The organism is Rahnella selenatireducens (genome assembly GCF_046449555.1).
GTDB lineage: Bacteria > Pseudomonadota > Gammaproteobacteria > Enterobacterales > Enterobacteriaceae > Rahnella > Rahnella selenatireducens.
The window spans coordinates 46364-62926 of record NZ_JBKEZJ010000012.1 but is presented as its reverse complement, the minus strand read 5'-3'; the positions used below and the strand labels follow the sequence as shown (position 1 = coordinate 62926).

13 protein-coding genes are annotated in these 16563 nt (G+C 43.8%); 1 reads left to right on the top strand and 12 read right to left on the bottom strand.

Annotated features, from left to right (window positions below; translation table 11 throughout):
* Positions 1 to 4 precede the first annotated feature (4 nt).
* The 10 genes from ACLBVC_RS18535 to ACLBVC_RS18490 form a co-directional block, all read right to left on the bottom strand.
* Positions 5 to 1126: a glycosyltransferase gene (locus tag ACLBVC_RS18535; RefSeq protein ID WP_410150841.1), complete on the bottom strand. Its 1122-nt coding sequence runs from the start codon at positions 1124 to 1126 to the stop codon at positions 5 to 7.
* Positions 1119 to 2252, bottom strand: a complete 1134-nt coding sequence (locus ACLBVC_RS18530) for a glycosyltransferase family 4 protein (protein WP_410150840.1) — start codon at positions 2250 to 2252, stop codon at positions 1119 to 1121. The genes ACLBVC_RS18535 and ACLBVC_RS18530 overlap by 8 nt, the downstream gene beginning before the upstream one ends.
* A 51-nt stretch (positions 2253 to 2303) precedes the next feature.
* Positions 2304 to 3377 carry a polysaccharide pyruvyl transferase family protein gene (locus tag ACLBVC_RS18525; protein WP_410150839.1) on the bottom strand — a complete coding sequence of 358 codons (1074 nt, stop codon included), beginning with the start codon at positions 3375 to 3377 and terminating at the stop codon, positions 2304 to 2306.
* Positions 3352 to 4833 carry a lipopolysaccharide biosynthesis protein gene (locus tag ACLBVC_RS18520; protein WP_410150838.1) on the bottom strand — a complete coding sequence of 494 codons (1482 nt, stop codon included), beginning with the start codon at positions 4831 to 4833 and terminating at the stop codon, positions 3352 to 3354. Before ACLBVC_RS18520 ends, ACLBVC_RS18525 begins: the two co-directional genes overlap by 26 nt.
* 74 nt (positions 4834 to 4907) lie before the next feature.
* Entirely contained in the window at positions 4908 to 7079 is a 2172-nt protein-coding gene (locus tag ACLBVC_RS18515) for a polysaccharide biosynthesis tyrosine autokinase (RefSeq protein WP_410150837.1), read from the bottom strand.
* Positions 7080 to 7099: 20 nt separating this feature from the next.
* Positions 7100 to 7534 carry an arsenate reductase/protein-tyrosine-phosphatase family protein gene (locus ACLBVC_RS18510; protein WP_410150836.1) on the bottom strand — a complete coding sequence of 145 codons (435 nt, stop codon included), beginning with the start codon at positions 7532 to 7534 and terminating at the stop codon, positions 7100 to 7102.
* Entirely contained in the window at positions 7534 to 8673 is a 1140-nt protein-coding gene (locus ACLBVC_RS18505) for a polysaccharide export protein (protein WP_410150835.1), read from the bottom strand. The genes ACLBVC_RS18510 and ACLBVC_RS18505 overlap by 1 nt, the downstream gene beginning before the upstream one ends.
* A 289-nt stretch (positions 8674 to 8962) precedes the next feature.
* Positions 8963 to 10393 (bottom strand): undecaprenyl-phosphate galactose phosphotransferase WbaP, encoded by a 1431-nt coding sequence (gene wbaP / locus ACLBVC_RS18500; RefSeq protein ID WP_410150834.1) that lies wholly within the window; start codon positions 10391 to 10393, stop codon positions 8963 to 8965.
* Positions 10394 to 10726: 333 nt separating this feature from the next.
* Complete coding sequence (locus ACLBVC_RS18495; protein WP_410150833.1) at positions 10727 to 11422, bottom strand: EAL domain-containing protein; 696 nt, start codon at positions 11420 to 11422, stop codon at positions 10727 to 10729.
* Positions 11423 to 11512: 90 nt separating this feature from the next.
* Positions 11513 to 12016 carry a helix-turn-helix transcriptional regulator gene (locus ACLBVC_RS18490; protein WP_410150832.1) on the bottom strand — a complete coding sequence of 168 codons (504 nt, stop codon included), beginning with the start codon at positions 12014 to 12016 and terminating at the stop codon, positions 11513 to 11515.
* 1518 nt (positions 12017 to 13534) lie between these two features.
* On the opposite strand from ACLBVC_RS18490, the gene ACLBVC_RS18485 reads away from it, so the two are divergent.
* Complete coding sequence (locus ACLBVC_RS18485; protein ID WP_410150831.1) at positions 13535 to 15067, top strand: methyl-accepting chemotaxis protein; 1533 nt, start codon at positions 13535 to 13537, stop codon at positions 15065 to 15067.
* Here the strand turns inward: ACLBVC_RS18485 and ACLBVC_RS18480 are convergent.
* Both ACLBVC_RS18480 and ACLBVC_RS18475 read right to left on the bottom strand, forming a co-directional pair.
* Positions 15035 to 16396, bottom strand: a complete 1362-nt coding sequence (locus tag ACLBVC_RS18480) for a sensor histidine kinase (RefSeq protein ID WP_410150830.1) — start codon at positions 16394 to 16396, stop codon at positions 15035 to 15037. The two genes, ACLBVC_RS18485 and ACLBVC_RS18480, sit on opposite strands and share 33 nt — an antisense overlap.
* Complete coding sequence (locus ACLBVC_RS18475) at positions 16372 to 16551, bottom strand: winged helix-turn-helix domain-containing protein (protein ID WP_410150919.1); 180 nt, start codon at positions 16549 to 16551, stop codon at positions 16372 to 16374. The genes ACLBVC_RS18480 and ACLBVC_RS18475 overlap by 25 nt, the downstream gene beginning before the upstream one ends.
* Positions 16552 to 16563 lie beyond the last annotated feature (12 nt).

Genomic DNA, 16563 nt, shown 5'->3' with positions numbered 1-16563 from the left:
TTCATCATTTTATAAGATCACTATATAAATTTAGTTCAGCAAGATAAGTTTGTTCTGGAGAAAATCGGCTGATTATAAAACTTCTGGCACTGGCTATGACTCTTGCGTGATCATTCTTTACGAGTTGTAGTTTCTCGGAAAGTTGCTCTATATTACCTAACTCATAGAGGTATCCCGTGTGATTATCTTCAATTAATTCAACATTCCCGCCAGAATTCGATGCTAAAATAGGAATTTCATAAAGTTGTGTTTCGAAGATAACTCGCCCTAACGGTTCCCGGTCTGAAGGTACACAAACCAGATTAACATCTTGCAACTGATCACGGACGTCGGAGATAAACCCCGTAAATTCTACACGATCCTGAAGATTATGCTTCTGAGTATATCGCTGTACTTCTTTATAGTAATCTTTATCTTTCTCGGAACTTCTTGGTTCGCCAATAAAACGAAGTTTTACGGAATTGTCGCTCATTAGTGCAAAAGCTTTTAAAACCTCCATCTGATTTTTAACTTCCGTGATTGCACCAATAACGGCTATAACGTAGTTATTATCACCGTCTGTTTTATTTGAACATTCACCCTCTGATTCCCTAAGAAATTTCAGGTCTAACGGGTTGTATATAACCTTAACCTTTGACAGAGAATTTGATACCCTAACGAATGTGCTTTTTACATACTCGGAATTAGCTAAAACTACCGAAGAAAGATTATAAATAATATTATCAACAAAACCATGATCAGATAACTCAATACCGCAACGAGCCCTGAAAACTGTTTTCTTTCCCCGAATTCTGAAGGAAGGCATTGCAAACAAACCATCGTAAAAGGTATTACAATGGACAATCGAGTAATTCTTGCTTTTAATGAATGTTTTGAATATCAGACTTACCCCTCCCAAAATTCGCGAACTCATTGGTTTACTGTCTATATAACAAATTTTAGCTTCGTTGATACCAGACTTTAATAACTCATTCCTATATTGACGATTATCTCTGTCTATCAGGATAGCGAATTCAATTTCATCACCTATCTTTTCTAAAAGTGCTATCAGACTTCGTTGACCACCTGCCACATCATGACAAGTATCAACATATAATATTTTCTTCTTTTTCATATTATTATGCATATAAATCCCTGAATACTTTCCTTACTAACGTTGACCATTTATAATTTTTGACATTTGAAATGCAATTATCAGAAAAAATTTTCAACTGTCCTCTGTCGTTGTAGCAACACGAAATTGCTTGTGATATGTCTTCGACCTTCTCCTTCACGACAAAACCGGTCATACCATGTTTTACAACCTCTTTAATTGCCCCAACATCAGTCGCAATCGAAGGAACACCGTATTTTGCAGCCTCAAGAAAAACCAGTCCGAAACCTTCAATTTTTCGTTCATTTTCTTTAGCTGCTAATATGAAAATATGACTTCGGAGATAAATACGGTCTAATTCTTCATCGCTAATGCCAGAAAGGATATGTATCCTTACGTCCTGCTTATCCGCAAGAGACTTAAGCTGACTTTTAAACTCATCTGTTCCATTGCCTACTATGGTGTAATTTATAGTTTCTCTGACATCTTGTTGTAGAAGCCCAATTGAATTAATAACATGGTCATATCCCTTACGGTCATCCAGGCGACCAACCGATAACAGCTCTAAAGCACTATCGTCAACATTTTCTTTGTAGGTTTCATTACTCAAATTATCAGATTGAGAAACCCCTAAGTAAGTGACTTCCACAGGGATGTTCACAGGAACTTTATGATGTAAGAACAAAATATCTTTCGTATAATTGCTGTTTGTATAGATATTTTTTACACCATGGAAAATATTAATAAATTTAGGAAAAACAGAGGCTTTACCATTCTTAAGATTAAGAACTTCACTCCCATGAAGCATCAAAGAAAAACCAATCGTTTTCTTCCAGGGAAGATAACGATTAACAAAACATAGTGCGATCCAGAATGGCCAGTCAGCGACTAATACCTTGTCGTATTTCGAAAAATCAATCGACATTATTTTATTAATTAGCGCGGGGAAATGCCAATATTTGAACTGCCCACCACCAATTAGATTCAAATTCAAACCATCTGATAATTTATGACCTCGGAGAGAACCATCATAGCTTGGAGCGACCAGCGTAACAGAGAAGTCATCTTTTATTTCCCGAATAACCTCTTCACAATAACGACCAATTCCACCTTTAAATGGATAATATTCATTTGTCAGTATTAATACATTCTTCAACATAACCTCCTGTACTGCTATTTCTTAAAGAACCACTCGAATTACGAGTTAGCACTAAATAGACACAGCTTTCATAAAAATATCCCCCAACATTTTATGAATATTTTTCGGATCCTTGGATGAATATTCATTCATGTACAGTTCGATTTTCTTATTAATGTTATAAGGTTCTAACTCACATCCAGAAATGTGACCAAGAATAAGTGAATGCATTCGCCCTGAAGATACTTTCTTAGATTTTTTCAAAATTTCTATGTATTCGAATGTCGTGGGGACATCAGATAACAGCTCGATGGCACCATTATCATTAATTTTTCTCGACACTATCCGTTCGAAGACTAATTTGTTTAGAACAGCATCCTGGATTGTCGTCGATGCCAGTAATACTTTATTGCCGCCTTCGACTTCTGAAATGACTTTATCAACCCATAATTGTATGTAGTCATCTAATGAAATCTTGACTGACTGAGCGAGCTCTTTGATGTTTTTCAGATATACATAATAAGCAGTTGCACCAATAACGGTAATATTATTTTTATGCTTTTCACTTTCTTCATACAATGCATATGCAATATCAGGTATATAGTTTGCTTTTGCATTAAAAAAAGATTCTAGTTTTCTGATCGAGGCATTGTCACGTACATATATTTCTTTTGTTCGTTTAAATGATTTCCTGAATAACCATTTATCAATGATGCTAAAATGTTCAGCACAACCAACACCTAAAACACATACAGGGATATTCCTATAACTACATAAAAGCGTCCATATATACATCGCTATGGGAAAAGTACCGCCTGTCTGGACAAGTTGCCCTCCTCCAATTATCACCGCATGGAAACTGCCATCAGTAACTTTCTTTATCCGATTTATATTTCTTATTACCCAAACGGTGTATTTAAGAATTTGGTTATTACTGATAAGAAATTTTCTTACATTCCCTTTGATTATGGAAGCACGCGTTTCGTTTTTTATAACCACTGGAGTTTCATTTTTTTTATCAGCATCAAAACCATGATTCACCGGAACAAAACCTGACTGCTCGACAAGATTATTAACCCCAAAATTTATCGCATGGTCACCAATATTATCAGAGCAACTTTCATTTATAATCAGAATACTTTTCATCTTTTTTCCCTCTGGGTTTTCTTGACTTAACTTTCTCTGACAAGATCTTTATCAATTCGACACACGGTCTTATTTTAAAGAATAGACTTGCTATAATATAAACAGGCGCACCAATAATAACCTTGTAAATGATTTCTAATAAATGATTCTGCGAGGAAACAAAATGAAGGACTATTGCCATAAGCAATGTGCAACCAACAATTGGCATAATACGTTTCAATTGGGCTATTGCACCAAAACCAAACCACTTACCCGGGTAGTAAGCGTTTATAAAATAGCAAATAATAGAAACAACTATGTTACCTATAACGATAGTTTGCAGACCATACGAGAATGTTATGAGAAGTGCGCCAACTGTCAGTGGCAGTTTCATTAAATCTACGCGTAAATACACATCCGATCGTCCAATCGCATTCATTATGCTGCAATTCAATGCGCTAATAGGAATAATAATACGTGACAGGGCTATCCATTGAATGACAACAATCGCGCCGGCCCATTTAGCTGATAAGAAATACATAACGAATGGGTCCGCTATATACATTAAACCTACCATTGCAGGTATAATTATAAACGCAGTCCCTTCTATGCTTTTTATATAGATTCTTAATAATCTTTCTTTATCATTCTGCACGGAAGACATCAAAGGGAAAAATACATTTTGTAAAACGTTGAATAAATTCATAGATAGCACGTCGGGGATGTTTCTTCCCTGCGTATAAAACCCAACATCTCTGATTGAAAGAAATCTGCCTATCAATATCGCGTAGCAGTTATCAACCACAGTTCTTACCATGCTTGCTATAAGCAATTTCGAACCAAAATTGAATAACGTTCTCAACGAATGAAAAGAAAATGCAACTGACGGAAACCATCTTATCAACATAAAAGAAAACAGTGAGACAAGTGATGAGAAAATTATCACCTGATAAATTAGCGCATAAATACCATACCCATGATAAGCAAAAAAGACAGCTAAACCTCCACTTATCAGTGCACTAATTAAATTTATTTTAGTCCTGAGCTTAAAATTCAAATTTACAGATACAATAGCGTTCTGCACAACACAAAGTGACTTTATCACAATTGAAATAGCCAGAACCCTTAACACCGTTGTTAATTTATCCTGACTATAGAAATCCGCTACATAAGGAGCGGAAAAATATATTATCAGATACAAGATGATTGCTATGCATAAGTTAAAATAAAAAACAGTAGAATAATCCACCTGTGTTCGATTATTCTTTTGTATTAAAGCCTGAGAAAACCCGCCATTAATTATAATATCTGATAGTAATATGAATACCGTTATCATACCTATCAGCCCGAAATCCTCTGGAGAAACCAACCTAGCCAGAATGATAGTTACTACAAACTGAACACCTTGCACTGAAAACCTTTCAATAGCACTCCATATTAACCCGGTCAGTGCCTTAGACCTTAATGATGCAACCATTGAAAATACCTTTGTAGCGATTAAAAAATCTAGATAACAAGCCGACTCACGAGAACCGGCTACAACGGCATTCACTATTTATGTTCAGCGTAAGCATAACCATAATGGCTATACCCGTAGCCATAATAGCTACTGGCCTTTTTCACTACACTATTCAGTATGCATCCTTTGACAGCCACACCACTCTGTTCAAAGCGGCGAATGCTTACTTCTACTTCTTTAACGGTATTCATTTCAAAGCGTGCTACTAACAAGGTGGTTCCGGCATATCGACCAATAATAGCGGCATCTGTCACTGCCAAAATCGGTGGTGTATCGATAATAACCAGACTGTATTTTTGCGATGCCCAGTTCACCAGTTTCCCAAAGCGCTCATGCATCAGCAACTCTGCCGGGTTTGGCGGTAATTCACCGCGTGAAATAAAATCAATACTTACTGATGATATATTTTTGACAGCGTCTTCAGGTTCAACCTTGCCTGATAATATGTCTGACAGTCCGTTCTCCAGCCCCGTTTTAAATAATTTATGCGAATATCCCTTACGCATATCAGCATCAATGAAAAGCACCCGTTTATTCGTTTGTGAAATAACAGCGGCAAGATTACTGCTGATAAACGTTTTCCCTGCATTCTGACTGGGACCTGAAATCATAAGCACATTATTTTTAGCTTCCATCATGGCGAAATGAAGACTTGTGCGAAGACTGCGAATGGCTTCAATTGCCAGGTCTGCTGAGTTTTCAACCGCAAGAAAGTTTGTCTCGGCACCTTTGCGCTTTTTATTCGTCGCCTTGTTTTTACCTGGCTTACTTTTCTTGCTTAGCCATTCAGACAGTGGAATGCTGGCGTAAACATTGATCCCCCGTTCTTCCAGTTGCTCCGGAGAATCGATCCCATTGCGCAAGAACACACGCAGCAGAGCGATCCCGATAGAAATAAACGCCCCCAGAATTAGCCCCACCAGAACAACCAGGACTTTTTTAGGTTTGACGGCTTTAGGTTCCGTTACCGCCGGATCAATTATACGAACATTACCAATGGCGCTGGATTTCGCGATGCTCAGTTCCTGCTGCCGGTTAAGTAACTGCATATAAATAGCGCGGTTGGATTCCGCATCACGGCTAAGCCTGGCCACTTCCTGCTGCGTTCCCGGCATGGCTGAAACGCTCTTATTCAACCGGTCCCTTTCTTTAAGCAGCGTTTGGCGCTTTTCCAGCAACGCTTTGTAGGTCGGATGGTCTTTTGTATACAGCTGAGAAATCTCAGCCTCACGGAAGGTCAGCTCGTTCAGCTGGCTTTCAACGTTCACGATTTGATCCAGTACAGATTTAGCTTCAAGCGAAAGATCGACAGAGTCTTTTTGCCGGCGGTAAGTATTCAATGCATCTTCTGATGTATTCAAGTCTGCCCGCACCTGCGGCAGTTGCTGGCCGAGGAAATCGAGACTTTTGGCGTCCTGAGCTGCCTGCCGTGCAATATTTTGATCCAGATAATTCTGGCTGATGCTATTCAAAATAGCGGCTGTAAGATCTCCGTTATCACCGTTCAGTGTCAGTGTCAGGATCCCAGTGTCTTTTCCCTGATCGGTGACATTGAATGCATCCAGCAGGTTATTGATTGCATTCAGCTTCGTCAGATAGTAAACGTAGAACTGCGTTCCTGGTTGTGCCTGAATATCATTGATCATCAGGGAGATGCCCTTATCATTAAGCAACTCACCGACAACGCCTTTCAGCTCGAAGTCATCCCCTTCGACCACAAAGTGATTTTTATCCACCACTTTAACCACTATTTTCGGCACATCGCCGCCATCCTGCGGCAGATATAAACGTGTGACAGTCAGGTTGCCCGGCACTTCACCGGTCAGTCTTGCCCATCCGCGGCCAAAAATCGGGAAGTATTTCTGCTGCACGACGGCCTGTAAGTTCAGGTCCTCGACCGTTTTGCCCAAAATCATCCGCGACTGTAAAAGTGCGATTTCTGGGGCAGACTGCGGTTGAGCATCCGGCAAGACCTGGCTGAGGCTTTCTAAAATGGCATTGCCTTGTTTTTGTTCTACCTGAATTAATGCATCAGCCTGATAAATCGGCGTCGCAAACAGTGCATAGACGACGGCGAGCACGGTGAAAAAAGCCGTTAAGCTGATAATGAATTTGCGATGGTCGATAAGCTCACCGATTAAGCGACCTAAATCTATTTCATCTGAATCTGGCGAAGAGGGGGTTTTAGAAATTACTGGTGACATGCGATGGTTTCCCTGATGGTTTATCCGTTCAGTTTCAGTAACCAGGACTGGCAGGCCTGATCAATTAACCGGTAAACAGATTCAAAGGCTTCCTGACTTTTACGGTAGGGATCGGGAATTTCTCTGTCCCCGAGCCAATGACCTAGCAAGATGATTTTGCCGCGTGCCTCCGGTGAGACACGGGTTATCTGCTCCTGATGAGATTTTTCCATCACCAGAATGAGGTCATATTGACGCCCTAGCGCAGAGGTAAATTGCGTAGCCCGATGGCCATCAAGCGCCAGATTGTGCTTTTTAGCCACGGCAGCGGCAGACGGGTCAGCGGCGTTATCCACCAATGCCGACACACCTGCCGAATCAATTTTCCTGTCAGGTAATATCTGCCTTAATAATCTCTCCGCAATTGGTGAACGGCAGATATTGCCCGTGCAGACGATCAAAATAGAATCAAACATTACGGATTCCACTGACGTAAATACCGGCCGGATTCAATCAAATCGTGTACACCCGTAATCGTCGGCACGATCTGCGAAATCACACGGTTCCAGCGTGCAATCGGCGCGGTCGTCACGTAGACAATATCGTAGGGCTGCAACTGGAATTCGGTGCTCATCACCATCGATGACGCATCTTTCGCGTTCAGCTGGTAAATGTTGGCGATTTTCCCCTGGTTGTTGCCTTTCAGAGAGCGGATAACGAAAATCCCGGAGGCGTCGGCCATGTTTTGCGAAATGCCCTCGGAGTTACCCAAAGCCTCGGCCAGCGTCATGCCGCTTCGGTCCATTTTGAGCGTGCTTTGTTTCCCGACTTCGCCCATCACAAAGACTTTCAGGTCATCGTTGCGCGGCACAAAAAGGATATCGCCCGGGTACAGCAACCGGTTCTGCGTCAGGTCGCCCTTCTGCATCAGCGCATGTAATGAAATTGAGGTGTCCTGCCCGTTATGGTTCAGCACCACGTTACGCCAGTCGGCGTCCGGCGCTAATCCGCCTGCAGCATTGATCGCATCAATAATGGTGAGAGGAATATTGGTAATCGGCTGCTGGCCGGACTTGATCACTTCGCCGGTTGTATACACTTTCTGGGAACGGAAAGCGGCGATGCTGACGTCAACCTGCGGGCTCTCAATATAGGTCGCCAGCTTGCTGCTGATGTCCTGCCGCACCTGGCTGACCGTCTTCCCGGTGACCTTTAATTTGCCAATATACGGATAGAAAATCGTGCCATCGGAATTGACCCAGTTACCTGTGTCACTCGCGCTGCGGTATTGCCCTGCAGGTGTCGTCAGCTCCGGGTGATCCCAGACGGTGACCATTAAGACGTCGCCGACGCCGATATGGTATTCATATTTTTTTAACTGCTGGTCTAGTTGCGGATTAGGCCGCGCCATGACCGATGCAGGGCGTAAATTGTCTACCAGTGTTGGTGTCAGAGGATAAATATTGACGAGTTTGTCAATATTGTAATTACTGTCCGGCTGTTCAACGACGTTCTTTCCCACTGTGTTCAAATGCTGTCCCGGAATCACAGTACAACCGCTTAGCAAGCCGAACGTAGATATCATTATCGAAATATTAAAAAAGCTATTTTTCATTATCTCACATCATCTGTAGTTCAGGTTTAATATCTGCCTCTCAACGAGACTTCCTATTCCAATCGGGCAATGTCGATTGCTCATTACTGTGCATAGATATTAAAAAAAGATAAAAATACTTTTATATCAATGCATTCGCACGCTGGCTGATGGCGTGGATTCAACGCATTGAATAAAAAGTAAAATTAAAAAAATGAAGATTTATTCCGTGAGGTCTTTCTAATAAATTTACATAAACACCATTAACATAAAAATAAACCAGCGGCATTACCGCCGGTTATTATAAAAATTAATAAGCTCCTTCTTTACGAAGAACAACACCTACGGTTTTAAACAAAATGGCAATATCATTCCACATAGACCAGTTCTTTACATACCACGCGTCAAGATAAACGCGGGTGGAATAATCCACTTCACTGCGGCCACTCACCTGCCAGAGCCCCGTCATCCCCGGTTTACTCAGCAGGTAATATTCCACTTCATCGTAATAACGCCCCAGCTCAGCAGTAATAATCGGCCGCGGCCCTACCAGACTCATTTCTCCTTTCAGCACGTTAAATAACTGCGGTAATTCATCCAGGCTGGTGCGCCGCAGGAACTGTCCGATAGCAGTAATACGAGGATCATTCCTGAGCTTGAATGTCAGGTCCCATTCCTCACGCGCCTGCGGATCGGTTTCTAATAACGTTTCCAGCACTTCTTTAGAATTGATGACCATCGAACGAAACTTAAGACATTTAAACGGTTTGCCGGATTGTCCGATCCGTTCATGCCCGTAAATCGCCGGGCCGCCGTCTTTTCTTACCTTACGGCTGATGTAAATCAGCAGTGGCGAGAGCAACGCGATAATGGCCAGAGAGGCGGCGATATCGAAAGCGCGCTTAGTCACACGCGAAGACCATTTGGCCAGGTTCTGATGTACCCGGAATATCATCACTTCATGGCTGAAGATAAATGACATATCGGTGTTATCCAGCGGCATACCGCGCAGCGTCGGAATGACGGACACCGAACGGAAGCCGTTGATCATGAAAGTGCGCAGCCAGGCATTACGTATGCCGCTCTGATGCGACTCTACGGCCACGATGAATTGCGTTTTCTTGTCGATGTTCGCCAGCACCCATTTTTCGTCCGAAGGCAGGATGGCAACGTTGTCGACCTTATCACCCGGCTTGTCCTGCGCCTCACTCGATATAAACCGCGTTACACGCAGGCCGAGATTTCTGTCAGCTTTAATTGCGCTATACGCTTCCCGGGCATTCGTCCCGCTGCCAATAATAATGGCGTCGCGCTGCCAGAAGCCCAATTTATCAAGCGTCCGTTTGGTCATCATTCTCGCCACGGGAACGAGAACCAAAACGAGCATCCAGGTCAATACAAAGAGATAGCGTGAAAAATACCATTTAGCGAAAGCAATCACGGCAATTTCAATTAATGCGAAGATCAGTAACGTGCGAAGAATTTCTTTAAGCTCAAACCAGAATGTTTTCCGGTAATAATAATGTCGTAACCGCAGGTGAAACCACCCGACGCAACAAATTGCCAGTACGCTGTGCAACGCAATCCATCCCGATGTCTGAGCATCAGGAATACGCAGTTCAAAATGCGTCATCACATGGCTGAGGATCCATTTAGCCAGATACAGAGAGAGTGTAAAACTGAGGAAGTCGGATAAGGCGAGTAATAAACTCGACCAAAGGTTTCTGGTGAGATATGTCATATACCCCTCACAACAATGTGTGATAAAAATTACTTCCCCCGTGTCCGGAAAAGTCATTTTCATGATGATTAATTAAATGCTGAAAGTCAGACCGTCAGCATCCGTTTTTATAATATTTTGCAGGATTTAATTTCAGTGTTCAGCCAGGAGTAAAAAGGTGAAGTGACACCCATTTTTTGGCTATGCTACCGCCCCTGGTTTACGGCCACCAATTTGCCAGAATATTTTTTCAATCGTTTTCTGCGCAAGAAAGTCTCACCATTAAATATCAGGCGAAACTTTCTCAACGTTTACAGAGATAACAGATGCTTTATTACTTTACGGCTACTTTATTCAGCTGTTCGTGAAGAAAGACTGAATCAACTCTTCCAGGTTATAGGAAGACCACAATATTCCCTGCATAGCCTGAATATTGCTGCCGTTTAAATAGTCTACATGCTGGGCATTTTCGACACCTTTTACAATAACGCCCTGACAATAAGGCGTGAGGTGTTCAATCACTTTTCTAAAAGATTGGGTTCCCTGGTGTTGCCAAAAAAAACTTTCGTCGATCTTTATATATTCAAACGATTCGTTCATAACCAGTGAAAGGCTGGTGTTCCCGGCCCCAAAATTATCTAACCAAAGAGCACAGCATTCTGATAAAGACCGGATGACTGTACGCGAACCTTCCCCGAAAAATTCGGGAAAATTCTGATCCAGAGCCAACCGGATAAAACGATGTTGCAGTAATACATTGCGCATAGCGGTGTTACTAACGATATGACAGGCGATGTCATAATCGATATTGATCGACAACATAAAATCATTGTCGGTAAATATGTTGGCGTTGACGCAGGCAAGCGTGACCTGGTTGAAAAATATTTTTACTTTATCTTCTGGAGATAAATTATATTCATAACCGACTGAATCTATTTGACTTTCTCTTTTTTTTATTTTCATTGCCAATTCGAAACCCAGCAGACCACCTGCTGCAGTGACGATAGGTTCAAAAATATGTCCCGGATAACCTCTTGTGACCGATTGCATATCGTCCCCTGAGATAAACAGCAATAGCCGAAAAAAAACACTTAAAAAGATGAAATGTCTGTTTAATGCTCATTATATTTATCGGTTAACTCAATTTCCTACAGCATGCCTGTGCAAAAAGAACAATGCAGAGCTGCTGCTTGCATCCACGCCAATCTTTCTTAAAGAGTTGCATTTATGGACGCTAATCGTTTTCACACTCAGTTTCAGGATATTCGAAATGCTGGTGACGGACAGGCCAGACATCATCATCACTAAAACTTTCTCTTCCATCCGCGTAATATTGTAGTTAAACGCCTCCTTGTTAATCGGGGTACCGCGCAGCTGTATAAACTGTTCAACGGCATTTACCACGCCGGATAAGTCTTTTTTCTTCTTCAGAAACTTGAATTCTTTTTTGAGGAGAAGTTCAAGCATCAGGACATCAACCGCAGAAGACACAATAAGTATTCGTTCCGGGTCTAAAACATTCAGGTTCTCTCTCAAAAACTCGTAGCACTTGTGGAAGCCACCCGCGGATGGGTCGATGATCAGATAATCCTTTGTATACAATTGCACCTGTTCGCTCTGGTCAAAGGAAATGACACCGTTCACGTAAGGCACCTTCTTGGAGATTATTTCTTTCAACGCCAATTTCGTAAACTGGCACTCACTCCAGATAATTACCCGAGGCATTGGGCCGCCTAATTTTGTGGTTTTAAAAACGCTCAAACTCTACTCCGAGATACCGGGGGAGAATAAAGCACTTTCAGAACGATATAAAGAAAACGAAGTTTACCTGCGTTTTAATTCATATTTATTCCTTTCCTGAGACTGTATGTAGAGTAATACGCAGCGGAAACTCTTCAAATCGTTTTTCTCGCTCATAATCACAATCAACAATAGGTTTGATCGATCGATTTACACATTCTTATCGTTATAAACCTGCCTCTTTACTAGGCGAGTTCTTACTTATCTCCCTAATGACTCGAAGAAATGTGAGCTATACGACGCTTTTGACTGATGTGTCCGTGAAAATCTAAGAACTATCTCATTAAGAATAATTCGCATTGTCAGTGATTCAACAACACCCAAATCAGCCTGATTATTTACAATAGAACAGAGCATTATTCTTTTTTAGCGTAAATTTTAGTTTTAATCTTCACGAAAAATAAACATTCATATTTCAAAATTGGGATGTTTTCTGAAAAACTCTGTTAAAAATCTAAACCATTTGAATTCTTAACAGCGTTATGGCAAAAAATTACGTTTTTAATAATTAAGATATTTACCTAGGAGTTATCTTAAATCGACTATAAAACACCCTTACCGCTATAATTTCAGGCTGCTATAGGATTTTTATTACTCGATTTAAATTTCACACCCAAGATAATTCCTAGGTTGCGTAGCATTTATTGTTAACTCCAGGTTCGGGATCTTGAAAGATACGACCGGAATTGACCGTTTTACCTCATACTGCCGGTTCAAAAGCAATGGCACTGCAACGGCAGACATAAAAAAACCCGCCTGACGGCAGGTCGTTTACGGGCTAATCAAAGGGCTTCACAATGCTAAAGCACAACCCGTTGTATTTTTTCCAACCCGCCATCTGCGCCATTTTTTGTCACCCAGGTCAGCACGGGTTAGCACGCCCGCAAACTCCAGCCAGGTGTCGTATTCGATACCGGATTCAATGCCCGGCAATTTCCCGTCGCCGGGTTCGTCATCATCCGGTATCTCGATTTTCTGGATTTCGTTCTAGGTGCGGAAAGCCCCCGAAGAAATTGATAAACGGGACACGCCCTTTATGGCGGAAAATCTGTGCCACCACGGCCAGTTCTATCCCCCGCTTACGCGGCTTTCCGCCAGCGGCGTAACAGGGTGAATCGCGTATAACGAATGCGTCAGGTTATCCCCTGTAAATAAAGCGGATATATTTTTCCTGAAATCCCCGCATTATCTTAACTATTCAATAATATTAATCATTGATATCCCCCTTCTTTCAAATCTGTTTCGAACTTTAAACCAAATTAAAAATCACTCAATTGCAATTTTACAATTCCTTATTAAAGCAATAATAAAACTGTGCCGATAATAATCTCGTGCTATGACTCATAAAATAAAAGGATCACTATGAAAATCTCCACAAGATTATTTGTACTTGTTGGCTCTGCGCTTCTTGGCGTTTCCTGCGTTGTGGGTTCTGCATTGTATTCATTGAATTATTCTCTGATAGAGAGCCGGAAAACCGAAATCGTCAACTTACTGACGAAGGCCGAACATATCTCCCGTTATTATGTTCAGCAGCAAAACTCCGGGAAATTAAATCAGGTTCAGGCACAGGAAGGCGCCAAGAAAATGCTTTCCGAACTGAACAGTGAATCTAAAAGTTACTACTGGGCGAACGATGATAAAGATTTAACGATTGTTCACCCGAATCCGGATCTTATTGGAAAACGTTCCGGCGGAAACCATACGCCATCTGGCATGGTGGATAATGAAGCTTATAAACAGGCGGTAAAAGAAAATCACTTCGGGTTGGTCGATGTGCTGGTTAAACGCAGCGCCAGTGAACCGTTGCAGCCCAAATTGCAGGGCGTGGTTCAGATCCCTGAATGGAACTGGATGCTTGGCACCGGCTTTTTCTATGACGACATTAACGCCAGTTTCTGGAAAATGGCCTGGGAACTGCTGGCGATCTCTCTGGCGATTTTTGTGGTGGTGGGGGTTACTGCCGGGGTCATGACTCGCAGTATCCGCCGTACGCTGGGCGGTGAACCGGATATCGCGGCCAATATCGCCGCGCAGATTGCCGCCGGTAATCTGAACATTGACGTGAAAATCGCGGATAACGACCGCTCCAGCCTGATGTACACGCTCAACGAGATGAAACAAAAGCTGCGCGAACTGGTGCAGGAAATTCAGCTATCGAGCGATGCGATTGCTACCGGCTCCAGTGAAATCTCAATGGGAAATACCGACTTGTCGCAGCGCACCGAAGAGCAGGCCGCATCACTTCAGGAAACCGCCGCCAGCATGGAAGAGATCACCGCAACGGTCAAAATGAACGCCGAAAATGCTCGTCAGGCCAGCCAGCTGGCCGTCAAAGCCACATCCGCCACCCAACACGGCGGCGAAGCAATGGGGCAACTGACGAACACCATGCAACGCATTTCCACGGAATCGCAAGATATCGTGCAGATCGTCGGCGTGATTGAAGGCATTGCATTCCAGACTAACATTCTTGCATTGAATGCTGCCGTTGAAGCCGCCCGCGCAGGGGAAGCCGGACGGGGTTTTGCGGTAGTGGCGAGTGAAGTGCGTACACTGGCACAGCGCAGTGCGACGGCGGCGAAAGACATCAAAAACCTGATTGGTGAATCGGTCACGCGGATCACAGCAGGTTCCAGTCAGGTGACGCTGGTTGGGGAGCGCATGAATGAAATCGTGCAATCCATTAAGCAGGTGAACGACATTATGGATGAGATTGCGTCCGCGTCGTCCGAGCAAAGCATCGGTATTGAACAGGTCAATCAGGCAGTGACGCAGATGGATGGCGTGACGCAACAAAACGCTGCGCTGGTGGAACAGGCCGCGGCGGCTGCCGCGTCTCTGGATCAGCAGGCGCATCAGCTACGCCAGACGGTGACGATCTTTAAATTGTAATCTGACCCGTAATCCGGTGGGGAAATGGCTCGCAGCGTGCAGGCTCACTTCCCCACCCAACCTGATGACCGACGACTTCACAATGGATAGGCCAAGACCCGAACCTTCCTGACCAGAGCCTTCTATCCGGTAAAAAGCATCAAATACCCGTTCCCGTTTATCCTCCGCGATACCGGGACCATTATCTTCAACCTCAATAATCACCTGTCCGTTTTGCGTACAAAGCCGCATATCAACGCGCCCGCCTGGCGGGGTATAGCGCACCGCATTCTCTACCAGATTTTTTATCAACATGAACAGCCCCATTTCGTCGGTATAAAACCGGGCATCCTGCGTACCGCTTACCCCCAGATCGATATCTTTCTCCGCCGCCAGCGGCCAGAGCACTTCGATGACACGCCGGAAAACAGACTGGACAGAAACATCTGTCAGCACCGCTTTCGACGGCGTCAGTTGCTGGGCACGGGCGAATGAAAGAAGTTGTTCCAGCAGATTTTTGGCCCGGCTGATGCCCGTCTGCAAGGTGGCAAGCCGCGTCTGCGCCTCTTCAGACATTGGCGAATGACACAACCGTTCCGCCTGCAAAGAGAGCGCCGTCAGGGGCGAACGCAACTCATGCGCGGCATCGGCAACAAAGCGCCGCTGAGTTTCCATCGCCCCTTCGACTTTTTCCAGCAGGCGGTTTATGCCCGCCACAAACGGCTGAACCTCGCTGGGGATCCCTTCCGGTGCCAATGGCGTCAGATCCTGCTCATCACGCTGGTCAACATTTTTGGCCAGCCGTGAAAGTGGCTGAAAAACCTTACGGACAAGATCGGCAACCACCAGCAGCAGGATCAACAGCAAAATCAGAAAAGGCATTAACGTGCGCATCGCGCTGTCGAAAGCCACTTCATCACGCGCGGAGGCTTTCTGTCCGACAGCGACCTGCAAATCGGGCGATAACGCCGTGACCAGAACGCGGTAATCGCCCTGCGCGGAGGGCAACATCTGAAAGCCTTCGGACAAAGACTGTGATAAGGGAACATGTAAAAATGAGGAGGAAGCCTGAGCGGCGTTGCGGTCGATAAACTGGACGATCACATTGGCGTCGTCCTCTCCGGCCATTGCCGGGCTGACATAACTGCTGTCGGCGGAGGAGTGCGTGGTTTTCTTCAGGACCTGGGTAATTTGTATCAGCGTTGAATCCTGCAATTCATGCGCTTCATCCAGCGCAGAAAAAAAAGTGAAGCCACCTGAGGCCAGTGCGACGATCACGATGGCGGAACAAAGCACCATCGATAAACGGAACCGGAGGGAGTTTTTTATCCGTTCTTTAAAACCAGCCATCCCGCGCCCCTGATATTTCTGATGGCATCACTGCCTAATTTTTTCCGCAACCCGTGAATGAGAAATTCCACCGCGTTACTTTCCACTTCTTCTCCCCAGCCGTAGATCCTGCCTTCCAGATCGTGCCGGGAAAGAATACTGCCGGGGCGAATCATCAGGGCATGCAG